19 protein-coding genes, 1 pseudogene and 1 riboswitch are annotated in these 22247 nt (G+C 43.6%); of the genes and pseudogenes, 15 read left to right on the top strand and 5 right to left on the bottom strand.

Annotated features, from left to right (window positions below):
- Window positions 1-271 precede the first annotated feature (271 nt).
- The 14 genes and pseudogenes from MFMK1_RS11270 to MFMK1_RS11200 all read left to right on the top strand — a co-directional run bounded on the left by MFMK1_RS11270 (window position 272) and on the right by MFMK1_RS11200 (window position 16591).
- Window positions 272-838, top strand: coding sequence for a flavodoxin family protein (locus MFMK1_RS11270; protein ID WP_366921803.1), 567 nt, complete (start codon window positions 272-274; stop codon window positions 836-838).
- 149 nt (window positions 839-987) lie between these two features.
- Window positions 988-1833 carry an SDR family NAD(P)-dependent oxidoreductase gene (locus tag MFMK1_RS11265; protein ID WP_366921802.1) on the top strand — a complete coding sequence of 282 codons (846 nt, stop codon included), beginning with the start codon at window positions 988-990 and terminating at the stop codon, window positions 1831-1833.
- Window positions 1788-3386, top strand: a complete 1599-nt coding sequence (locus MFMK1_RS11260; protein WP_366921801.1) for an AMP-binding protein — start codon at window positions 1788-1790, stop codon at window positions 3384-3386. The genes MFMK1_RS11265 and MFMK1_RS11260 overlap by 46 nt, the downstream gene beginning before the upstream one ends.
- A gap of 492 nt (window positions 3387-3878) precedes the next feature.
- A riboswitch (cyclic di-GMP riboswitch) is annotated at window positions 3879-3965 on the top strand.
- Window positions 3966-4030: 65 nt separating this feature from the next.
- Window positions 4031-6316, top strand: coding sequence for a DUF6531 domain-containing protein (locus MFMK1_RS11255; protein ID WP_366921800.1), 2286 nt, complete (start codon window positions 4031-4033; stop codon window positions 6314-6316).
- 5 nt (window positions 6317-6321) lie between these two features.
- A complete protein-coding gene (locus MFMK1_RS11245) occupies window positions 6322-10257 on the top strand; it encodes an RHS repeat-associated core domain-containing protein (RefSeq protein ID WP_487250592.1) in 3936 nt (1311 codons plus the stop codon).
- Between the two features lie 16 nt (window positions 10258-10273).
- Window positions 10274-10633 carry a hypothetical protein gene (locus MFMK1_RS11240; protein WP_366921798.1) on the top strand — a complete coding sequence of 120 codons (360 nt, stop codon included), beginning with the start codon at window positions 10274-10276 and terminating at the stop codon, window positions 10631-10633.
- A gap of 780 nt (window positions 10634-11413) precedes the next feature.
- Window positions 11414-11467, top strand: a pseudogene (locus MFMK1_RS11235) (hypothetical protein); the annotation flags it as partial.
- Window positions 11468-11657: 190 nt separating this feature from the next.
- Window positions 11658-11855, top strand: a complete 198-nt coding sequence (locus MFMK1_RS11230; protein ID WP_366921797.1) for a hypothetical protein — start codon at window positions 11658-11660, stop codon at window positions 11853-11855.
- Window positions 11856-12100: 245 nt separating this feature from the next.
- Window positions 12101-12448, top strand: coding sequence for a hypothetical protein (locus MFMK1_RS11225; protein ID WP_366921796.1), 348 nt, complete (start codon window positions 12101-12103; stop codon window positions 12446-12448).
- A gap of 16 nt (window positions 12449-12464) precedes the next feature.
- Window positions 12465-12725: a hypothetical protein gene (locus MFMK1_RS11220; RefSeq protein ID WP_366921795.1), complete on the top strand. Its 261-nt coding sequence runs from the start codon at window positions 12465-12467 to the stop codon at window positions 12723-12725.
- A 931-nt stretch (window positions 12726-13656) separates the two neighbouring features.
- Entirely contained in the window at window positions 13657-14154 is a 498-nt protein-coding gene (locus tag MFMK1_RS11215; RefSeq protein WP_366921794.1) for a DedA family protein, read from the top strand.
- 89 nt (window positions 14155-14243) lie between these two features.
- A complete protein-coding gene (locus MFMK1_RS11210) occupies window positions 14244-14798 on the top strand; it encodes a DNA-3-methyladenine glycosylase family protein (RefSeq protein WP_366921793.1) in 555 nt (184 codons plus the stop codon).
- A gap of 568 nt (window positions 14799-15366) precedes the next feature.
- The gene (locus MFMK1_RS11205; protein WP_366921792.1) at window positions 15367-16215 is read left to right on the top strand and encodes an HNH endonuclease; all 849 of its coding nucleotides are present in this window, start codon (window positions 15367-15369) and stop codon (window positions 16213-16215) included.
- Between the two features lie 145 nt (window positions 16216-16360).
- Complete coding sequence (locus MFMK1_RS11200; RefSeq protein ID WP_366921791.1) at window positions 16361-16591, top strand: hypothetical protein; 231 nt, start codon at window positions 16361-16363, stop codon at window positions 16589-16591.
- Between the two features lie 1137 nt (window positions 16592-17728).
- Here the strand turns inward: MFMK1_RS11200 and yneA are convergent.
- A complete protein-coding gene (gene yneA / locus MFMK1_RS11195) occupies window positions 17729-18040 on the bottom strand; it encodes a cell division suppressor protein YneA (RefSeq protein ID WP_366921790.1) in 312 nt (103 codons plus the stop codon).
- 167 nt (window positions 18041-18207) lie between these two features.
- Here yneA and lexA point away from each other — a divergent pair, with 167 nt between their 5' ends.
- Entirely contained in the window at window positions 18208-18831 is a 624-nt protein-coding gene (gene lexA, locus MFMK1_RS11190; protein ID WP_366921789.1) for a transcriptional repressor LexA, read from the top strand.
- Between the two features lie 31 nt (window positions 18832-18862).
- Here lexA and MFMK1_RS11185 read toward each other — a convergent pair whose 3' ends face one another.
- The 4 genes from MFMK1_RS11185 to MFMK1_RS11170 form a co-directional block, all read right to left on the bottom strand.
- Entirely contained in the window at window positions 18863-18949 is an 87-nt protein-coding gene (locus tag MFMK1_RS11185) for a hypothetical protein (RefSeq protein WP_366924931.1), read from the bottom strand.
- A gap of 108 nt (window positions 18950-19057) precedes the next feature.
- A complete protein-coding gene (glnA, locus tag MFMK1_RS11180) occupies window positions 19058-20389 on the bottom strand; it encodes a type I glutamate--ammonia ligase (RefSeq protein ID WP_366921788.1) in 1332 nt (443 codons plus the stop codon).
- 97 nt (window positions 20390-20486) lie between these two features.
- Window positions 20487-20984 (bottom strand): DUF456 domain-containing protein, encoded by a 498-nt coding sequence (locus MFMK1_RS11175; RefSeq protein WP_366921787.1) that lies wholly within the window; start codon window positions 20982-20984, stop codon window positions 20487-20489.
- A 36-nt stretch (window positions 20985-21020) separates the two neighbouring features.
- Entirely contained in the window at window positions 21021-22247 is a 1227-nt protein-coding gene (locus MFMK1_RS11170; protein ID WP_366921786.1) for a methionine gamma-lyase family protein, read from the bottom strand.

Raw genomic sequence — 22247 nt, 5'->3', positions numbered from 1 at the left:
TCAGAAAATGTGAATGTATTTTGGAAAGGTTTGTGGCAAACTCACAGACCTTTACTTTATCACAAAATTTTTTTTAGATGCATGCTGAGGGCTGCACACCAAGATTCTTTTGATGAAGCATAATGTTTCCCATATTGTTCCTTTAAAAATACGACCTCCGGGCGAAATTATACCGGCGATAGAGAACTATAAAGATAAGAGAAAGACAGGTAAAGAGTACACATCCTTTGAAGTAAATATAGATCACAAAAAGTAAGGGGGAAATATATACATGAAAGTACTGATTATCACTGCTAGTCCCAATAAGAATGGTCTGACTGCCGCCTGTGCCGAAGCAGCTAAGCAGGGAGTGGAGGCGGCCGGCGGAAATGTCAGAATGGTACGGTTAAATGACCTGGAAATTTCTCAATGCCAGGCCTGTGGTAACGGCTGGGGAAACTGCCTCAAAGAGCATCGATGCAAAGTACAAGACGATTTTCAGGATTTGCATAAATTTGTAGATGAAGCGGATGGCTACGTAATGGTTACACCTGTATACTGGGGAGAAATGAGTGAATCCGCTAAGATGTTTACAGACCGTTTACGACGGTGCGAGGCAAGTAATAGAGAAGGGAACAATAAAACAGCAAATAAACCGTATATTGCCGTAGCAGCTGCCGGTGGTACTGGTAACGGCACTCTTACATGTCTTTCATCCATGGAAAGGTTGTTCGGACATATGCGGTCTGAGAGATTTGACTTAATAGGAATAACCCGTAAAAATAGGGATTATAAGCTTGATACTATCCGTCTAGCTGCTGAGAAGATGGTAGTAAAGTCAATGCCTATTAATCATTAATAGTGTTGGGAAGGACTTGTCCATAATGCGACGCTAAGGGAGGAATAATCTTTGGAAAGCATATAAAAAGAATCCGTTATTTATCAGGGCGAGGTAGGGGCTCGTCCTGAAATAGTTCTTAAGAAAAGCGCACATGTAAAGGGGCTACTATGCAAAAAAATAACATTCTAGAAAACATATTGTTTCCGCCTACGTATTTGAACCAAAAGAAACTTAGGAACAGTTTAGACGAGAAGACTGTTTTAATCACAGGTGCAAGCTCCGGTATAGGGGAGAAATTAGCTTATCTTCTGGCAGACACCAATACCCGTTTACTCTTAGTTGCTAGAACAGAGGAAAAACTTTTAACAATTAAAAATGAGATAGAAAAGAAAACTGCCAGAGTGAGTATTTATAGGGCTGACCTAAGAAACATGGAAGAGATGGAGGGCTTGCTAAAATTTATTCACCAGATGCCTAACGGTATAGACATAGTAGTAAACAATGCAGGCATATCTATCCGGCGATCAATTAACGACTCGCTGGACCGGTTTCACGACTTCACTCGAACTATGGCTATCAATTATTTTGCACCTGTTCAACTGCTATTGTCTATAATTCCGATGCTTAGAAAAAATCAAGGCCAGATCATCAATATATCTACTATTAATGTATTGCTAATACCCTTCCCCTATTGGGCTGCTTACCAGGCTTCCAAGGCGGCGTTTGATACGTGGTATCAATCTGCTGGGCCTGAATTGAACGCTGCTGGAATATCAACCACATCTATCTACCTTCCGCTAGTAAATACACCCATGATTAAGCCGACAGCGGCTTACCAAAAGATGCCTGTCATGTGTCCGAACCATGTGGCCAAAATCATTGGCAAAGCAATGTATACTCAACGGAAGAGGTATATGCCATGGTGGTTAATTTTTGGCCGTATTGCCTCAGTGTTTCTTAGAGGGGTATGGGAATTATCCATTCCCACTATTCTAAGAAAAAGGGGGAAGTGATATTGCAGGTATTTAAACTTATATATGTTTTATTCAGAGTTAAATTATTTTCTCCATTGGGGTTGTATAGCTTAATAGCTGCCATTCACAAATACGGGATAAACTTAATGCCCCTGCTGTCTTTTGCAGAAAGGGTATACTCTGATAAGGTTGCAGTGGTGGATGACCATGAAACCTTAAATTATCAGCAGTTATTATTGCAGTCGAAAAAGCTTTCCGCTATATTTAATGAAAGATATCAGCTTAGCAGCGGTAATAAAGTAGGCATTATGTGTAAAAACCATGCTTCGTTGATTAAAGCCATATTTGCGTTATCTTTGCTGGGAGTAGATGTATACTTACTTAACGCAGAAATTAGTAAGCACCAGTTTAACAACTTAATAAAGCGATATGATTTTAACTTGCTTATATATGATTTCCAATTGGACTCCTTAGTTAAGCAGTCAGACTATGCTAACGGGGTAGTTTTAAGTTACCATACCGACCTGCCGGCAATAAGCAATTTGCTTAATTCAGTAAGTGAACAACAAGAAATCAAACGTTCTTCACCCGGTAAACTTGTAATACTAACGGGCGGGACCACGGGAGATCCCAAAGCAGCCCCATATAAACCGTCTCTTCTAAACTTCCTAAATCCATTCTTAGCCCTAATAACCAGGCTGAAGCTGCTAAATTATCGCACCGCTTATATTGCCACTCCTATTTATCACGGCTACGGTGTAGGTATATTATTTGTACTTATTGCTTTGGGAAGAAAAATTGTCATCAGTAATGGATTTGATGCCCAAAGAGCATGTTCACTGATTCGGGAACACAATGTTGAAGTTGTAACCGTAGTGCCACTAATGATAGACAAGATGTTAAATAATAACGTCGAAGACTTAAATTCCCTTGCCTGTATAGCCTCAGGAGGTGCACAACTGAATCCGAGACTTGTAGGTGAGACTATGAACAAATTGGGTAGTGTCTTATACAATCTCTATGGCACTTCGGAAGCTGGACTAAATGTGATAGCAACACCACAAGATCTATCCTATTCAGCTGAGACAATTGGTAAAAAAATAGACGGGGTTCGGTTAAAAGTATTGGACCAGCACAAAAATGAAGTAGAAGCAGGTGAGGTAGGCCAATTCTGCATCAAAAATAGGTGGTCGATGAGTAACCAAAATAACTGTTGGTTGGAAACAGGTGATTTAGGTTATAAAGATAGTCGTGGCCATTATTATCTTTGTGGAAGAGTGGATGATATGGTTGTTTCAGCCGGTGAAAATGTTTACCCAATTGAACTTGAACAAATACTTTTAAACCACCCTGAAGTAGAAGAAGCTGCAGTTATTGGGGTTAGTGATGAAAAGTTTGGGCAGAGGTTAAAAGCATTCGTGCTTCCCGCAGCAAATGCTACCGTAACAAAAGAGGAACTTTTCCAGTGGTTAGGCCCCAGAGTTGCAAGGTTTCAAATGCCAAAAGACATAGCATTCGTTGATGATATGCCTTATACACCCGTGGGGAAACTTGATAAAAAGCAACTCAAGTTTAGTGAGAAAAGTTTCTAAGCCAGCAGGATTAATTAAACCTGCATACCAGCTACCTCTTTAGAAATTGTAGTAGCAGGTATAATGGAATTATACTTTTTGTTTAGTAAAGAGGTGTAATTCAAGACGATAAATTAAGGTCAATGTGGCTATCCAGGCAAAAGATTTCGTATACAAAGTACCTATCAGACACTGTTCTAAGTGGTAAATAAAACTTTAAGAGCATGCACGATCTGTCCGATAAAGAAGTGTTGGAGTTGTTGACAAAGATTAAGGGGTTAGGCAGATGGTCAGCAGAAATGTTCATGATATTTTCACTTGGGCGATTGGATATTTTTTTAGTATCCTAAATAAAAGCCCTGGACTGGTTTTACTAGTCCGTTTTTTTATGCCATTAGGAGGAGGTATATGCTGGGACGGAGACTAAATTACTAAAATATTCAAAAAAATATTTGTAAAAAGCAGGAAAAAAAAGGAAATATATCGAAGCGTAGTAGAACAATCGAATAAAATACCAGAAAAAGGCAAACCCCGTGAAAGCGGGGGACGCAAAACTACGGGTCTAAGGCCGAATCAGGCTACGATCGCCGGGTTGCCAAGGCAGCGTCTATTCTTACCGTGCCAAGGTAATCCCTTGGCACGGTATTTTTTTGGAGGGGATGTCAATGAGACTAAAGAGTAAAAAATTTGTTCGATACCTTTCTGTAATTCTGGCAGTAACCATCCTGTTTACCGGTACGGTTACACCGGCACTGGCTGCAGGCAGTATTCCAGCATCAATTAGAGAGCAAAGCTCAATACCACCTGTGTTTGACCCCTACGAACTCACGGGTCTGGCAGGGTGGGAGGAAATGCTTTCTCCCCCGGGAAAGGGACTTCCAGACCCGGCCTCCGTAGCACCAAGCTTTTCGTCTTTGAATTTAGGCACGGTAAATAAAAGTGATGCCGACTTTGGCTACGTGGACCCGGTGACCGGGATACTCACCCTCAGTGAAAGCGATATCGCTTACCCGTCTTCAGGCTTTTCGCCGCGGATAAGCCGTACATATATGCGCCAGGAAGGGATCAAGGGAATGCTGGGTTACGGCTGGAACCTCGCCTTTGACCAGCACCTGGGCATGTACCAGAACTTTGTCATCATGGAGTTTCGTGGTGACGGGCAGCACCGCAGCTACGAGTTTACCAAGGACGATCCCGACTTAATCGTCGATTCCTATGACGGGGACCCGCTGATTTACTATCCCCTGGATCAGGGTACATATACCCAAAAGGGCGGCAGCGGCTCCACCCTGACCAGGAATGCAGACGGTACATATACGGTTGAGGATAAAAACGGCTTTAGCTACCTATACAACGGCTATCAAGCCTCCTGGCGCAGCCAGGCGGCCGATGCCGGAAGGCTCCTGTCCCTCACCGGTCCCCAGGGACATGCCATGAGCTTTGAGTATGACCAAAACGGGGCCCTTGATACTATCACCGACACCGCCGGCAGGGTACTGGACGTAGAGGCCCAAGGCGGCCTAGTAAAAAGCATTACCGACCCTGCAGGCCGGCGGGCTAAATACCAGTATGATAGTTCCCAGAACCTGAAAAAAGTTACCTACCCCGACGGCAGCAGTAAGAGCTTTAGTTACGACTCAAGCCACCGGTTGACCTCCTTTACCGACAAAGCGGGCAGGACTTTTAAATACCAGTATAACAGCCAGGGAAAAGTTAGCCACATCAAAAGAGCAGATAATAGTCTTGTAAAAAGCTTCAGCTACGGCACCGAAGGCGACCTCAGCTATGCCTTAATCACCGATGCCAGGGGCCTGGAGAAAAAAGTCTACTGGAATGCCGATAAAAAGATTATCAAGGAAAAAGACAACCTGGGCCGGATAAAGACCTATACCTACAATGAGCAGGGAGAACGCACTGCTGTCACCGACCAGGACGGCAATACCACCCGGTACGAATATGACGATAAGTACAGAAAAACTAAGATAATCTATTCCGACGGCAAGACAAGCCGGTATTTCTATGAGGACAAATTTGATAAGCTCACTAGGGTGATTAACCCCGACGGTTCCCAGGTAACGTTTACCTATGATGATGCCGGAAACCTTACCTCCAGAACCGATGCCCTGGGCAATACCGTTACCTATACTTACGACAGTGGCGGTAACCGGCTGACGGCAAACGATGCCAGGGGGAACACCACCCGTTATACATACGATGATGCCGGAAACCTGATATCGGTTACCAATGCCAAAGGAGAGGTGACCAACTTCAGCTACGACAGCATGGGCCGGATGACATCTCGCACTGACCCCGGAGGCGAAACGACTTCTTTTCTGTATGATGAAATGGGACGCATTAAGTCAGTTACCGACGTGCTGGGCAATACCACTACCTACACCTACAATGCCGCCGGTAAGGTGACATCCATTATCGATGCCAAAGGTAACAGCTACAGCTTCAAGTACAATGCCCTGGGGCGCCTGGAACGGGTGACAGCCCCCGACGGCGGCACTAAGACCTACAGCTATAATCAGGGCGGGCTGGTAGAGACAGTAATGGACAGCTCAGGCAGCGCATTTAGCTTCAAGTATGACAAGCGGGGCCGGGTAATAGAAACCACCGAGCCCGGCGGCCACGTTACTAAAGTGGAGTATACTGCCGACGGTAACCGCAGCCAAGTAATCAATCCCGACGGCGGTGTGGTCTCCTTTGAATATGACCAGTTTGACCGGCTAACCACCGTCACCAATCCCAAGGGGAATAAAATCCATTACCGCTACGATGCTATGGGGAACCTGACTAAAGTAACCGACGCCCTCGGAAATACTACCACCTACCAGTATGATGCCGCCGGCCGCCTGGTGAAAAAGATAGACCCTGCCGGGGGAGAAATAACTTACGAATATGATGCCTTAGGAAACATGGTGAAAGTGACCGACGGGGTTACGTAACCAGCATAAACTACGACTATGCCAACAGGACATCTGAAATAACCGACCCGGAGGGGAATGTCACCATCTACCGCTATAACTTCAGAGGCGACATTTCCCAGATAACTGATGCCAAGGGAAACACCACCACCTACAGCTATGATAAGACAGGAATGCTCACTGAAGTGACTGACGCCAGTGGCAGCAGCATAACATTTCGCTACAATTCCCGGGGAGAGATAACCCGCCTCACTGATAGAAACGGCAGCACCACCCATTACTACTATGATTCCCGGGGTAACCTGATCCGGGTAATGGACCCCGAAGGAAACAATACCACCTACAGCTACGATTTGGCCAACAGGCTGGTCACTGTTACCGAGCCGGCCAACAGGACGACACAGTTTCGCTACAACGAGCTGGGAGAAGTGACCGGGCAGGTAGACCCCGTGGGCAATGTAACGAGTTTTCAGTATGACCCCCTGGGCCGCCTCATTAAAGAGACCGACCCCCGGGGATACAGCCGCAGCTACCGCTATGATTTCATGGGTAATGTCACCCGGGAGACCGGTCCGGAAAGCGCTATTACCAAATACAGCTACGATTTACTGGGAAATCCCGTCAGGGTGGAGGATGCCCTGGGTAATGTCAGTAAGCTGCAGTATGATGCCTTGGGTCAAGTTGTAAAAAGCGTCAACGCCTTGGGAGCAGTGACCGAATACGATTATGATGCTGCCGGAAATGTAGCGGGAGTGACAAACCCCCTGGGTAACACCACTCAATACAGCTATGATTTCAGGAATAACCTGACTAAGGTAACCGATGCCCTGGGTAACAGCACCAATTACCACTATGACCGGGTGGGAAACCTGCTGTCGGTGGAGGATGCCGGGGGCAGCACCACCAGTCTCAAGTACGATAACTTAAACCGGCTGGTGGCAGAAATCAATCCCTTAAAGCAAAAGACAAGCTACGGCTATGATGACGCCGGAAACCTGACAGAAAAAGCCGACCCGCTGGGACAGGTTACCGAGTATGACTATGATAAGAATAACCGCCTCACGGGTGTCAACTTTAACGGCGAGGAATTTGCCAGCTTCCGCTATAACGGTGAGGGCAGTGTGGGCAGTATGGTCAGCCCGGCCCTGCATGAAGAATACTATTACGACGACATGGGGCACCTGGAGAAAATAGAAGATTTAACCCGGGACAAGGCGCTTAAGTTTCAGTATGATGCCGTGGGCAACCGGATTTCCACCACCGATGCCGAGGACCGCACCACTAGCTACCGGTATGACGGCAGCAGCCGGATGGTTCAGTTGACCGACCCGGACGGAAACGTTACCATTTTTGGTTATGACGACCTGGGCCGGGTGAGCGGCATCAGCCGCCCCAACGGGGTGGATAGCGGCTATACCTATGATGCTGCAGGACGTGTCACCGGTATTGAAAACACCGGCCCAAAGGGGCTTATCTCAAGCTTTGCCTATCAATACGATGCAGCAGGAAACCGCACCAGCCAGGTTGAAGAAGACGGTGCCGAAACCACCTACCAATATGATGAGCTTAACCGCCTTTCGGAGGTAAACTATCCCGTAGAGAAGATAGAAAAATTGAGGACAGCATATATCCTGGAACAGCCCCAAGTCAAAATTCCGGCACAGGAGATTCTGCCGGGAGGCGGCAGCAGGGAAAAGACAACCGGTAAGGAAAAGGGAAACAGCGGTAAAGGTAAAGGAAAAGGCGGAAAGAAGTCCGGCAGTCTGCTCAGCTTAAGCTATGACCTGGAGACAGGTTTTACCGATAACACCGGAGTGCTTCTGGCCAAAGGAGGAAAAGGAAAGGGTAAAGGTTCCTCCGGCGGTGGCGGTTCCAAAAAGAGCGGTGACTCAGGTAAAAGTTCTGGTAAAGAAAAAGGCTCTTCCAAAAGCGGCAGTTCAGGGAAGGATTCGGGTAAAGGCAGCAATTCAGGTAAAGAGAAACGAAAAAACAAAGACCACCCAGGTAAAGGTAAGGCCAAGGGTAAGGAGAAAGGTAAAAAAGGTAAAGGCTGGGGTAAAGGCGGCCGGTGGCGTAATATGGAGTCCTTCTTTAACCAGGAAGGGGAACTTTTAAGCACCGGCACCTACCCGGCATACCTGGTTGAGCCGGTAGAAAACGTCAGCTACAGCTATGATGCAGCAGGAAACCGCATCTCCATGACCAAAGACGGCGAGGAAACAAAGTATACTTATGACGCGGCCAACAGGCTGCTTCGTGCCGGCGGCACCGGGTACGATTACGATGCCAACGGCAACCTGGTCTTTAAGGTAAAACAAGACGGTACCCGTACCGAATATCAGTACAATGCGGCCAACCGCCTGGATGCCGTCTACTTCGAGGACGGTACCGACCTGCAGTATGCCTACGACGGCTACGGGAGGAAAGTGTCCCGGGAGGAAACCTACTGGCAGGTCAAGGAGAAGAAGGGGAAAGGGAAAGAAAAAAGTAAAGGCAAAGGTAAGCAGAAATCCCAGGGTAACAACGCCAAACTGCGTACTGAATCAACCGCCTACCTCTATGACGGTAAGAAAGTAGCGAAGGAATATACAGGAAATGGCAGCCCTCTTGCCGAATACCAAATAGGACCAAAGGGTGCAGTGTCCCGGAAAATGTTTGGCTATAAGGGGCGCAAAGAACAGGGTAAACCCACCCTGCAGACCCGCGGCGGACTGCTGTACTACAGTAATGATGCCATAGGCAACGTCACCGACTTAACCGACAGGACCGGTGATGTCATTAGCAAATTTCGCTTTGACGCCTTCGGCGGCATGTTTGCCGGCACTTTAGCACCGTATAACTTTACCGGGCTGACGGGTAAGGAGTACGACCCCAAAAGCGGCCTGATGGACTATGGCGCCCGCTGGTATGATACAGAAACAGGCCGGTTTATCCAACCCGATACCTATAAAGGAAACATAGCAAAGCCAAGGACACAACATACCTACGCCTATGTAGGTAATAACCCGATAAACCGGATAGACCCCACCGGACATTTCGATGTAATAGTAGACGGCGACGACGTAACAATTGTTTATGATGATGAGGAAGAAGCGGACGAGTGGGAAGATGATGTAGATGAAGTACATGATGAATATGACGATAGTGATGTTAACATAGATGAGGAGCATAACTATGATGACGATGACTCTGGAGGAGGTAGCGGAGGAAGCAGCGACGATGATGATTACAGCCCGCCTCCACCGACACCGGAAGAGGAGCATCAGGGGTTTAACAGCGAGGCACCGGCACAGCCCCAGATCCAAGCAGTTTCAAGCCGCCAAATTTCAATTTCCAGCTATCAAAGCACAGGCCAATACTTATCTGGGATAACCGCAAAAGAAGCAGAGGAGAATAGGAGAGGCCTTTATCAGGGCGTTGCTGATTTCTATGATAAATGGATTAAGCCTACAGATGGTGAATTAGCATTAATACAAAGCACCGGCCCAGTTGGATTACCTCTTGCAGGCGGGTTTGTAGTAAAGAAATTAACGGCAAATGTCGGAAGTAAACTATTATCCGGAGTAAAGAAAATTGGCGGAAGAATATATGATGATGTTATCGAGACTGTTGGCAGGATGCTTGGTAAGGGCGCGGGTAATGGTGGAAACTTCTACCACTATACATCTGCCAACCCAGAAAGCATACTGAAAAATGGGCTCCAGTCTGGTTCGTCAGGAAAAGTATTCACGACCCCTTCTAAAAACCTTAGCCCATTGCAAGCCCAAATAGATTTAGCTTTGCCACCCAATAGAGGATTACCCAAAAACTTACTGGAAATTGATGTACCAACGTTAAGAAACATGGGGATAGAAATTCCACAAGGAAAACAAGTTACAAGAATGTTTAATATGCCAGGAGGAGGGACTGAGGTAGTATTTCCGCATGCTATTCCTTCGGAAGCAATAAAATTAATCAAGTAGTTAGGGGGAATATAAAATGAGTAAGGAAGATGTTCTAGCAATTTTAGAGAGTGACATTTTTAATCCGGGTTCATACAAATCTGGAGAATACTTGGAAGAGCACGCGCTCAGTCATGCAGTAGACGTTTTGCAAAATGATAGACAAGGGCTAATTGAAGCATTGATGGATTGGATTGAAACACAATCAGAGCCGCGTACAATGCTTGCAGTAAGGATTGCGAAAAATCTTGGGCTCGTGGAGCTTAAACCACAGATTCTTGAACTAGGGCATAAGATAGATAGTGGGAAGGTGTTCCCTAGATTCTATCTAAGATACATAGATGAAACATTAAACGAGTTAGAGGCAAAAAACTGCGAAAATAATGCAAGGAGTTGAGACATTCTGTTTTTACACAGTTCAATTAAGAGATATAGGGGTCATCAATACCCCGCTATGTTCCTTGACAAATGCAGGTTTTTTATAGACACTTTATAAAACGTCAGCATTGGCTGTGGTTGTGCACTTACAGCCACCTAAAAGGTTTATCCCACTAATTTAAAGCTACCTAAATAGAAATGGCTGTTGGTTACTAAAGCCTGCGCGGTCGGCATTGCCGACTGCTGTGGACCGCGGGTGCGCCTTAAGGTGCACCCGCCTTTAACCTGCACAGTTTTCGACCCCATGGTTCACCCCGTGATTGAGGTGATGAAGGCGTATTTTGGGGCTGCATTTTTAAGGAAAAGGTTCTTTCGCAGAAAGTCGCCAAATCCGGTTTCATTTTTGTCGAGGGGGCAAACACCTTCTGGCGTTTACTAAAACGCTACACAGGGGCACACGGTGGCTCACATTGCCAGACAATAATATTAGCAAACTTGCCATTGGCATTAACATTTGTGTGCCAGATAATGAGGGCATATATGAAACGCACAGCTTCTGTAGATTGCCGATAACGAACATATAAATTGGCTTTTACCCCATGGTTCATGAACCATGGATTTACAGGAAATCTGTTCTGTGGTAAAACTTGTGCCAGAGTGGGGGTTAAGGGGGTAAGAAATTTTCCCGGAAAAATCCCTCGTTTTCTTTTTCTGCATGTGGTGCTTCACCTCGCCATAAAAATATACCGCAGAAACAACTTGCAATCCGTTTCGGACAGAGTTAACATTAGGCCGGTTTATCCAACCCGATACCTATAAAGGAAACATAGCAAAGCCAAGGACACAACATACCTACGCCTATGTAGGTAATAACCCGATAAACCGGATAGACCCCACCGGACATTTCGATGTAATAGTAGACGGCGACGACGTAACAATTGTTTATGATGATGAGGAAGAAGCGGACGAGTGGGAAGATGATGTAGATGAAGTACATGATGAATATGACGATAGTGATGTTAACATAGATGAGGAGCATAACTATGATGACGATGACTCTGGAGGAGGTAGCGGAGGAAGCAGCGACGATGATGATTACAGCCCGCCTCCACCGACACCGGAAGAGGAGCATCAGGGGTTTAACAGCGAGGCACCGGCACAGCCCCAGATCCAAGCAGTTTCAAGCCGCCAAATTTCAATTTCCAGCTATCAAAGCACAGGCCAATACTTATCTGGGATAACCGCAAAAGAAGCAGAGGAGAATAGGAGAGGCCTTTATCAGGGCGTTGCTGATTTCTATGATAAATGGATTAAGCCTACAGATGGTGAATTAGCATTAATACAAAGCACCGGCCCAGTTGGATTACCTCTTGCAGGCGGGTTTGTAGCAAAGAAATTAACGACAAATGTCGGAAGTAAACTATTATCTGGAGTAAAGAAAATTGGCGGAAGATTATATGATGATGTTACCGAGACTGTTGGCAGGATGTTTGGTAAGGGTGCGGGGAGTACTATTAATAAAAATCTTCCAGCATTATATGATGGGGACTTTGCAGCAAGACAGATACTTAATAGTCCAACAAATATCACACCTGGAGGCAGGACGATAACTGCACACGCTGCGGAAAGAATGGTTAATCCTCCTAAAGGCCGTGTACCGACATCAATGACTGATATAGATAATTTTCTTGATACTGTTACTGATATCAGAAAAATTAGCCAACATCCTTTAGGAGATACTATAACACTTAGGAATGCTAGTTCAAGTATTAAAGAAGTTGTTGTAGATACTGCCACAGGAAAACGTATAATAACTATAATAAATCCGAAATAACAGGAGGATGATACTTTTGGATAATAATGAGATTGAAATTCTTGTAAACAAACTCGAAGATTTTATTTCTGGAAAAGACCGTACTTTGACTATTGCTGGAGAAATAGAAGTCGCACTTGACAGACTATTTTCGGATAATGATGAGATTCAAGATTATGCAACTTACTTTGCTTCATATAGACCTAGTGGTGGAGAATATCTCTATGATGAGAAAACAATGGCTAAGAAAAGTGAATACTTGCTTAAGATTATTAAAGAAAAGCATAAAAATCTATAGGGATCAAACATGACTCCTGCATGCTCCTTGACAAATGCTGAATTCCCCAGTTCGTAACCCCTATTCCGACCCCAGCAGCGGAAATCCGACCCCGAAGAGAATCGTTCCACGACCCGCTTTGCGGGGCGGTGTGAGTTGGAGCGGGGAAGCTCTGTGACCCCATGGTTCAGCCTGTAAATGGGATGGTTAGGGACTATTTACTGCCGGATGATTTATCTGGTGATTTCCGGCACAAAGCCGTCAAATTCCTCCTCACCTTCGTGGAAGGTAAAACTACCCTATGGCGGCAGCTAAAACGCGACACAGCGGCACACAGTGGCTCATGTTGCCAGACAACAATATTAGCAAACTTGCCATTGACATTAAACATTTGAGTGCCGGATAACGAGTGTATTTATGAAAATGTAACATGCAGCTTCTATAGAGTGCCAGTAACGAACAGATAAATCGGCTTGTACCCCATGGTTCATGGTTCACGGCGAATTCACGAACCCATATAATTCCATAATCTGAAAACGAATTTTTAAAAAAATATGGATAATGATCATGATGTTGCGGCCTTCTTGCCTGTTGGTCTTTGAGGGAAGAATGAGGACTTCCTTTCATCGATATTTGGATACAGGAAAACCAGCCGTCCCATGGCGGAAACAGACAGTCCTCTCCTATGCTCCTTTGGTGCTCCTTGTCTTTGCCAACTTTATGGATTGCAAAATCAATTTCTTTTAAAATTCATCTGGATCAGCAAATTGCGGTACTCTTCATCTGCCGAAGCCAGTGTACGTTTTTTGGGTTTACTCAGTTTTGGCCGGAAGACGCGGGGACGTTTCTTTTGTCTTGCTTGAAATCTGTATGATTCTATAATAGGCTGATGTAAATGGGAAGGGAAGCAACGGAAAGAAGTTCAACTGTAAGTTAGTAAAGGTGATAAGTAATGGTGCAAATAATCGAGACCCTGAATGATTATGGTATTTTTGGACTCTATATGTCAATGCTCCTTGAAGGTTCCTCAATTCCTTTTCCGGGGTTAGCTGTAGTGCTGACTCTTGGCAACTTCCTGGATGACGGCTTATTACAGTTATTAGCCGTAGCTTTGGGTATGAGCTTGGCGTACTGTGCGGCAAGTTTTATTCCCTATCTAGTAGGTTTAAAATTCCAAGCTAAAATCCCGGATTACATGTTTTCAAAAATACGCAAGGTGCAGCTATGGTTTGTACGCTATGGGGAGCTCAGCATTTGTTTGAGCCGCCCTTTTGGCATTGGTAATTATATTTCCTATGTTGCAGGAATGAGTAAAGTAAACCCGGTACGGTACGCGGTGTTAACTTTATTAGGAATATTTCCGTGGGCATTTTCGATACTGCTACTTGCCACAATTTACAAAGCAGGGGGAGAGGTGCACTGGTTGGGCAGCTATCACTTTGGATTCTAAAAGCGGAAATGAAATAAATACCTCTTTAGAAATCTGTAGTAGCAGGTATAATGAAATTATACTTTTGTTGTATTAAAGAGGTGTAAGTCATGGGTACCCAGGTATTTACAGACAACGGCATTGAATTAAATCATATTAAAGATTCAGAACACAAAATGGCATACTTAATAGACAGAATTGGAAATTGTACTTTGAACTTAAGAACAGATTTGTTCCAGTCCCTAATACGAATTATTATTGGCCAGCAGCTATCAATTAAAGCTGCCACAACTATTTGGAGGCGAATTGAAAGGGATCTAGATGAAGTTTCACCGGAGCAGATTATAGCTGCACCAGACGATAAATTAAGGTCAATGGGGTTATCCAGGCAAAAGATTTCGTATGCAAAGTACCTATCAGATACTGTTCTAAGTGATAAATTAAATTTAGAGAGCATGCACGACCTGTCCGATAAAGAAGTATTGGAGTTGTTGACAAAGATTAAGGGGATAGGCAGATGGTCAGCAGAAATGTTCATGATATTTTCTCAGCAGATGACGTTGGTCTTAAAAGAGCGGCTCAATGGCTCTACGATCTCCCGGAGCAGCCCAGTAAAGAAACAATGCAAGAAATGGGCGAGGTATGGAAGCCGTATAGAACAGTAGCTTCTCTTTACTTGTGGGAAGCAGTAAATAAAGGTATGTTGAAATCTTAAAAGAGTGTAATTACTACTGAAGCTAGCGACAGATAGTGCGAAGCAATTCATCATAGTATGCAGTTATATTGAAAGAGGACATGCAGGAACTATGTAGTAATAGGACAAAATGAGCGATAGTTATGTAACTATGTAACATGGACTAGCAGGAACAGCGTGGTTGCCATATGGCTGCTAAGCTGTTTCTTTGTATGTTGGGAACAATAACGAGGCTTTGTTTTTCGCTGTCTAATTTGGTAATGTGCAGTATTCAGGCAAAAAAAGGAAAATGTGGAAGGAAGTCGAAATTGTAAATATGCGAACTTTAAAAGGGGCCCAAAATAGCATAAGTTTTACCTTTTCTTCCTAGCTCGGACTGTTCGGACAACCGTATGTAGGGCTATTGTAATTATGCAGTGGTGTCGGGGAGACGGCTTACACTCAATTAGCAAACGTACAGATTCCATATTAAAATATCGTTGAGTAATCGACCTTAAAGCTAATTAAACTGTGATGTACGATGCAAGAGGTGAAGATGAGTGGAAACAGAAGAAAATTATGTATATAAAAAAGAAGTTGATTGGTCACTTTTAAATGAAGGTCTTACTTTGCCACTTAACAATCAGGTTGTGTTTGGTCGTAATATGGGCCAATTTTTGTCCAGAGGCGAATCGAAAAGTATCACGATGATTCTAGATGGAAGGAGTTACCAAGCTAAGATAACAAATGTCAATTTTGCTGAAAGACATAACCGAAAAAAAGATACATTGCAAATAAGGTATTCTCCGAATGGAGAACTGTCAAATGCATTGAAGACTTATTTCATAAATAGTTTTAAATACATTTCTGATAAAAGAAAACTCCGGGAAAAGGGTGACAGAACCATGATCCGTTTGCCGGAGGATTGTAAAGAATATATAGCTATTTATACCACAGAATATCAGGATACATATCTGCTTGAAGCAATTGTCGCAGAGGATATTTCTATTTTAAAAGAGATCATTAAAAATAAGCAGGAGCGAGTATTAGAAGCGAACTTTAATTATGATGTGATTGATGGCGAGCCCGCTATCTTTGAAACGGAACGTTTAGTTAAGATTCGCAAGCTTAATCGAAAGATAGGCGATAATCTTAAATTACTTTATGACTACCGGTGTCAAATTTGTGGAACAGATGTTGGTAAGAAGTATGACTCGAATGTAGTAGAGGCACATCACATCGATTATTTTATACATAGCCTGAATAATGATTCTGATAATCAGCTTATTACCTGCCCGAATCACCATAGTATTATCCACAATGCAAATCCTATGTTTGATAGGCGTCGACGTATTTATCTTTATCCAAATGGAATCCAGGAAGGATTGGTTTTAAACCACCATATATAAGACATGCAGATGACAGAGGGACGGGGATGTTGACACACAGGACCCCTATAGTACAAAGTACCCCAGGGGTGGATAATCCAAAGATCATAGTGTGACGATAATCCCGTCCCCCTGTCACCGACCAGGGAAAACGGAGTATGGACCATTGCCTGTTGCCATTGGGGATCTTTTTGCTTGTGGGTGCTATTTTGTCCAGCAAGGAAAGAGAGAACTTGGTTACAAACTTTGCTATACAGCCCTGTCTGTTTATAAAATTGATTCAGGCCTAATAGAAAGAATTATAAACTTGATTGAAGGCGAAGAATATGAAATTGCTCAGCTTCTCAATCCTCATGTAGAAGTTCCGGGTTGGCTTTTTAATGAGAATAAAGAGTAACTGGTTCTAGCGTTACAAGGCAAATTCTAGCATTTCCCATATCCACAAAACTAGACCTGCATATAACCTAGTTCAAGTTAAAGGGGAGGGGAGGAATGTTTGAGTTTCTTTAAAGCGATTGTGGAATGTGATTAGAAACAGACTATTAACCTCCATGAAAAAGCAAGTAACCATTGGCCATTCACAAACAATATGTGAAATATTTCACTTTATTCAAGAGAAAAATAGGGCTCTGTTTCGTAATGAAACAGCGAAATAAATTTTCGCTGACATTTTAAGATTTGTGCAACTAAAAATTGGGTCGCCCTTTTGACTTGCTGGTACCAAGACATAATCACTCATTTCTGAATTAGTTCTAAAGATTTTTTATTTGGGTTACCGTCCAACTTTAATGGTCATATAATTACGGTAAATACAAAGTTAAACCTAGTTTTAACAGGTTTAGTCACTAATACAAAGTTTCCCAAAGGCCCCAAACGGCGCTGAGAGTTTTGGGACTATATTGCATACGTACAAACACCCCTGGGCGAAATTTAAGGGGCCTTAAAACAGATTCTGCGGCTTCGTAAAAAAGCGGATTTCATGGGAAATAAAATGATCTGGCTGTAGTGTTAACCAACTGGGGTCCGAGGAAAGTTGCCCTGGTAAAGTCGGTCTTGGAAGGTGTGGGCATTAAGAAACTTGACGACGATTTTGAGGAGTTGGCAAGTAATGATTAGAGATGTTGAATCAACCAAGGAGAATTGGCGGGTTGACCGGTTTGCTGTTGATTTGTTCGCTATTAAGACTTCTATCTAAAATTTTCCTTTTCTAGTTTACATAATTAATATTATAGGAAGCAGTAAATCTATTCAAACAACTATTATTTGATTTTATGTCAATTCGCTGCTATTGCGTAAAGTTTCTAATTTGAAAAATTTCTTACTGCCTAACTGATATATCCCTTCCGTTACATTGTTATTTAATATTTCCTGAATCTTGTTGGAACTAAGGCTATGTTTGCATTGCTGTTATTCAATACCATAGTGTAATGGATAAATCGTAATATTGGTGAATAGTTAATAGAAAGTAGAAATAGACATAAGAAAACTCCCTGATAGTTAACATAATATCAGAGAGTGTGGCGTTTCTATTAATCTAATGGACTGGCACCAATAAAACCTGTCCAGGGTAAATAGTACTTTGTTCCAAATTATTAATAATTTTTATCTGATAGATCATTCGTCGGATATCGCCTTCCATTTGTAATTCTTTACAGATGGACCACAGACTATCCCCTTCCTCTACCACTATTTGCACCATTTCTTGATCACTGCCAACCGCATTCTGGTCGAAAAAACTTGCACCAAGTAACCACATTACTATAGTGACACATAATATTAGTAAAATAAATCGAATTCTGCCTGCCTTCCTCTTTTTATCACCAATTACAAGATAGGGTTGCGTCATTCGTTTATAACCTCCTATGCAAACATGTGTTCTTTCATACAAATATTATCACGAACATGCGTTCCGGTCAATAGATTTTGGAAAATAATTCGAACATTTGTTTGCGATATTTGCAATTGTTTGCTATACTAAAATAAATTCCATATTTATCCTCGGAGGTGTGATAATTGAGCAAGTACCCTAACTTATCTAATAGACAGGCTTCTATCCTGGATTATATTTATCAGCAAATTTCTACCAAGGGATATCCCCCTTCTGTTCGCGAAATTGGTGCGGCAGTTGGTCTAAGCTCCAGCTCTACAGTACACAGTCATCTTGCCTATCTACAACAAACAGGCTATATTCGCCGGGATCCTTCAAAACCCCGGGCTATTGAACTGTTGGATAATGAATTTCAGCCCAAAAAAGAAATGACCACAGTCCCTCTTGTCGGTCAGATCACGGCCGGTGAACCCATCCTTGCTTCTGAGAACGTAGAAGACAGGTATCCCCTTCCCCTGGATTTAATTGGAAACCCAGGGGAGGATATATTCATGCTGAAGGTGCGGGGTGACAGTATGATTAATGCGGGAATTCTTGATGGTGACCAGATTCTTGTGCGTTCGCAATCGACTGCCAGTGACGGAGAGATTGTAGTGGCGTTGCTGGGTGAAGAGGCAACAGTAAAGACATTCTACAAAGAGGCTTCTGCAATAAGATTACAACCGGAAAATGACAGTCTAGCACCGATTATATCTAGGGATGTCCAGATAATAGGCAAAGTGATCGGCCTATATCGGGTTATATTCTAAAATAACGCAGGACAACTAAAGTCCTGCGTTATTAAATACATTCGAAATGATCTGCATGGGCATGAGTATTGATGATCGCTGCCAACCCCAGTCCCTTTTCATTTAAGGCCCGTTTTATTTTTCGCCCTGCATCCCGGTCCAGGCCCGTATCTATAGCTATCGCTTAGTCTTTGTCGATTAACAAACCGACGTTTGTGGGGGCTAATAAAATATCTGGCTTAAATTACTAAAACTTAGTTAAGTATTCCTGCAGTTCCCAATCATGGACTTGGCTACGGTATTTATCCCATTCCATTATCTTAGCATCGACAAAACGCTTATACAAGTGTTCTCCTAATGCTTCGCGAACAACTTTGCTGCCTTGCAGTTCTTGAACTGCTTCTATTAAGTCAGCGGGGAGATTATCGATCCCCAGTTCATTTCGCTCCTTAGCATCCAAGTCATAAATATTCTTATCTGTGGGTTCCGGCGGCATTATTTTGTTCTTAATACCGTCTATTCCCGCCTTAATTATTACAGCCAATGCTAAATACGGATTAGCAGCAGGATCCGGGTTCCTAACTTCCACCCTAGTACCGACTCCCCTTCTGGCCGGAATTCTCAACAATGGACTACGATTTTTTTCAGACCAGGCGACATAAACTGGCGCTTCAAATCCCGAGACTAGTCGTTTGTACGAGTTTATCGTGGGATTAGTAATTGCACAAAAAGAGCGTGCGTGCTTCAGCAAACCGCCGATAAAATGATATGCCGTTTCACTTAACTCCCTTTTGTCATTAGCATCAAAAAATACGTTTTCGTTTCCCTGGAATAAGGAAACATGCGTATGCATACCGGAACCAGGAATACCGAATATCGGTTTGGGCATAAAGGTAGCATGCAAGCCATGTCTTTGAGCGATTGTGCGGACTACAAACTTAAAGGTAGCAATCTTATCTGCAGTAGTTAGTGCATCATCATATTTAAAATCAATCTCATGCTGCCCCGGGGCAACCTCGTGATGGGATGCCTCTACCTCAAATCCTATATCTTGTAACGCGATTACCATATCGCGTCGGGCATTCTCCCCTAAATCCACCGGCGTTAAATCAAAGTAACCAGCTTTATCATGGGTAATTGTTGTGGGCAATCCTCTTTCATCAACCATGAAGAGGAAGAACTCTGCTTCAGGACCTACATTTACCGAATAGCCCAGCTCTTCTGCTTCAGCTACGACACGCTTTAAGGTGCAACGGGGACAACCACTGAAAGGGGTACCGTCAGGGTTATAAACGTCACAAATCAACCTTGCCACGGCACCTTCTTGGGGTCTCCATGGGAAAATAACAAATGTTGAAGGGTCAGGCTTGAGATACATGTCAGATTCTTCAATGCGTACAAAACCTTCTATAGACGAACCGTCAAACATTAGTTCCCCATCCAATGCTTTTTCTAACTGCTTGACTGTAATAGCAACATTCTTTAATACGCCGAAAATATCGGTAAATTGTAAGCGCACAAACTGCACATCGTTATCCCGTGCTAACTTAAGGACATCTTCCTTTGTTAAATTTTCCATACCAATATACCCCCTTTTACTCATCAGTAAATATCTTAGCATATAGCTTCAGCTTTGGCAATGCTTTGAAATGAAGGCAGATGTTTCCTTGAAAACATTAAATTAATACCAAATAAATAAAGTATCCGACCATTAAAAGAGCGATGAGAAACTGAATCAATGCGCCTCCTAAAAAGCCAATCAGACTTCCCAATCCGGTTTTTAGAGCCGACTGGAAGTCCTTACCGGATAGAGTTTCCCCGATAATCGCACCTGCCAGCGGTCCAAGAACTAGGCCAAGCGGTCCCATTGTTAAAAGCCCGATAACCATCCCCACAATGCTTCCATATACTCCCAAACGATCGGCGCCATATTTTTTAGCGCCAATAGTAGCAGAAAGAAAATCTGCCGCCATACCTACACCGGTGAGTAACAGGAAAATAGCTAACACGGTAAGGGAAATTGTTTGAAATCCATCTAAAACAGCGTATATTAAAACCATAGCTGCGATAAGGGGAAGCCCCGGTACAAGGGGAATAAGGGTTCCTGCTATCCCGATAATCATAAATATAAAAATAACTGTCAGCATCAGGGTATCCATGGCTACTCCTAACAATTAAAATTTACCAACTTTGCCGCAGTTAATTAGCAACTAATCACGAATAATTTCAATGCTCTTAACCACGGTTTCAATGGTATATTCTCTGGATAGGCCTCCCTGAAGGAAAGCACTAAACGGTTCATGTATAGGCGCGTCAGAACTTAATTCCAAGGATCCTCCCTGAACGAAAGTACCGGCAGCCATGATGACAGGGTGAGCATAGCCAGGCAAAGGTCCAGGCTGAGGAATCACTTGAGAATCTATCGGGGAATATTTTTGAATACCACGACAAAATGCCAGTAAAAGTTCCCGGCTGCCGAAGTCGATTCTTTGAATGATATCTGTTCGCTGTTCCCGAGGGGCAGGACTGACGCCAAACCCTAGGGTAGAGAGCAAATTACTTGAGAAAATCATCCCACACAAAGCTTCAAGTACAATCAACGGTGCAAGAAATAGTCCCTGAAATACCAATCGCTTGTCCCACAAGCTGGCACCGACATCTTTTCCTAACCCCGGCGCGGTAAGAAGTTCCGCTGCAATTTCAATTAGTTCTTCTTTGCCCACTAAGTAACCACCGCCCGGCGCAATTCCACCACCGGGGTTTTTTATCAATGACCCGGCAGTAAGATCCACCCCTAGCATTGGTGGTTCTTTATCCTCTACAAATTCTCCATAACAATTATCAACGAATAGTCTAACCTTAGGATAATTTTGCCTGACAAAGTCTACAATACGTTTTATGTATTCCATTGAAAATGATCGTCTGTTGGGGTCATAGCCACAAGACCGTTGAATGGCCAGAACGCAGTCAGGTGCGCCGTTTAGTGTTTTTGAAAGTTCCCCGAAGTTTACACACCCACTATCATCCAGCGGAAATATTTCGGTGTTAAATTCGTGCGGTCTCGGTTTATCTTCGTTCAAACCTAATGCTGTCTTTAAGGTATCGTAAGGGTTACCCAAGTATATAAGTTTTTCATTTTTACTAACCATAGCTTTTAATCCGAGATAGATGGCATGGGTGCCACTTACAATCTGACCACGCACCAAAGCCGCCTCGGCGCCAAATACCCGGGCGAAGACAGATTCCAGAACTTCCCTTCCCTGGTCTCCATATCCATAGCCGGTGCTGGAATTAAAATGAAAATCAGTAACCCGTTCTTGGCGAAAGGCGTCTAAGACTCGCCGATGGTTAATTCCCACCGCCTCTCTTAAATATGTTTCCTCTATCCCCATTTGCTTCCGGGCTTCATCTACATACTGTCTCAAATACTGTTCCAT

The organism is Metallumcola ferriviriculae (assembly GCF_035573695.1).
GTDB classification, from domain to species: domain Bacteria; phylum Bacillota; class JADQBR01; order JADQBR01; family JADQBR01; genus Metallumcola; species Metallumcola ferriviriculae.
This window is presented reverse-complemented; position numbering and strand designations above follow the sequence as displayed.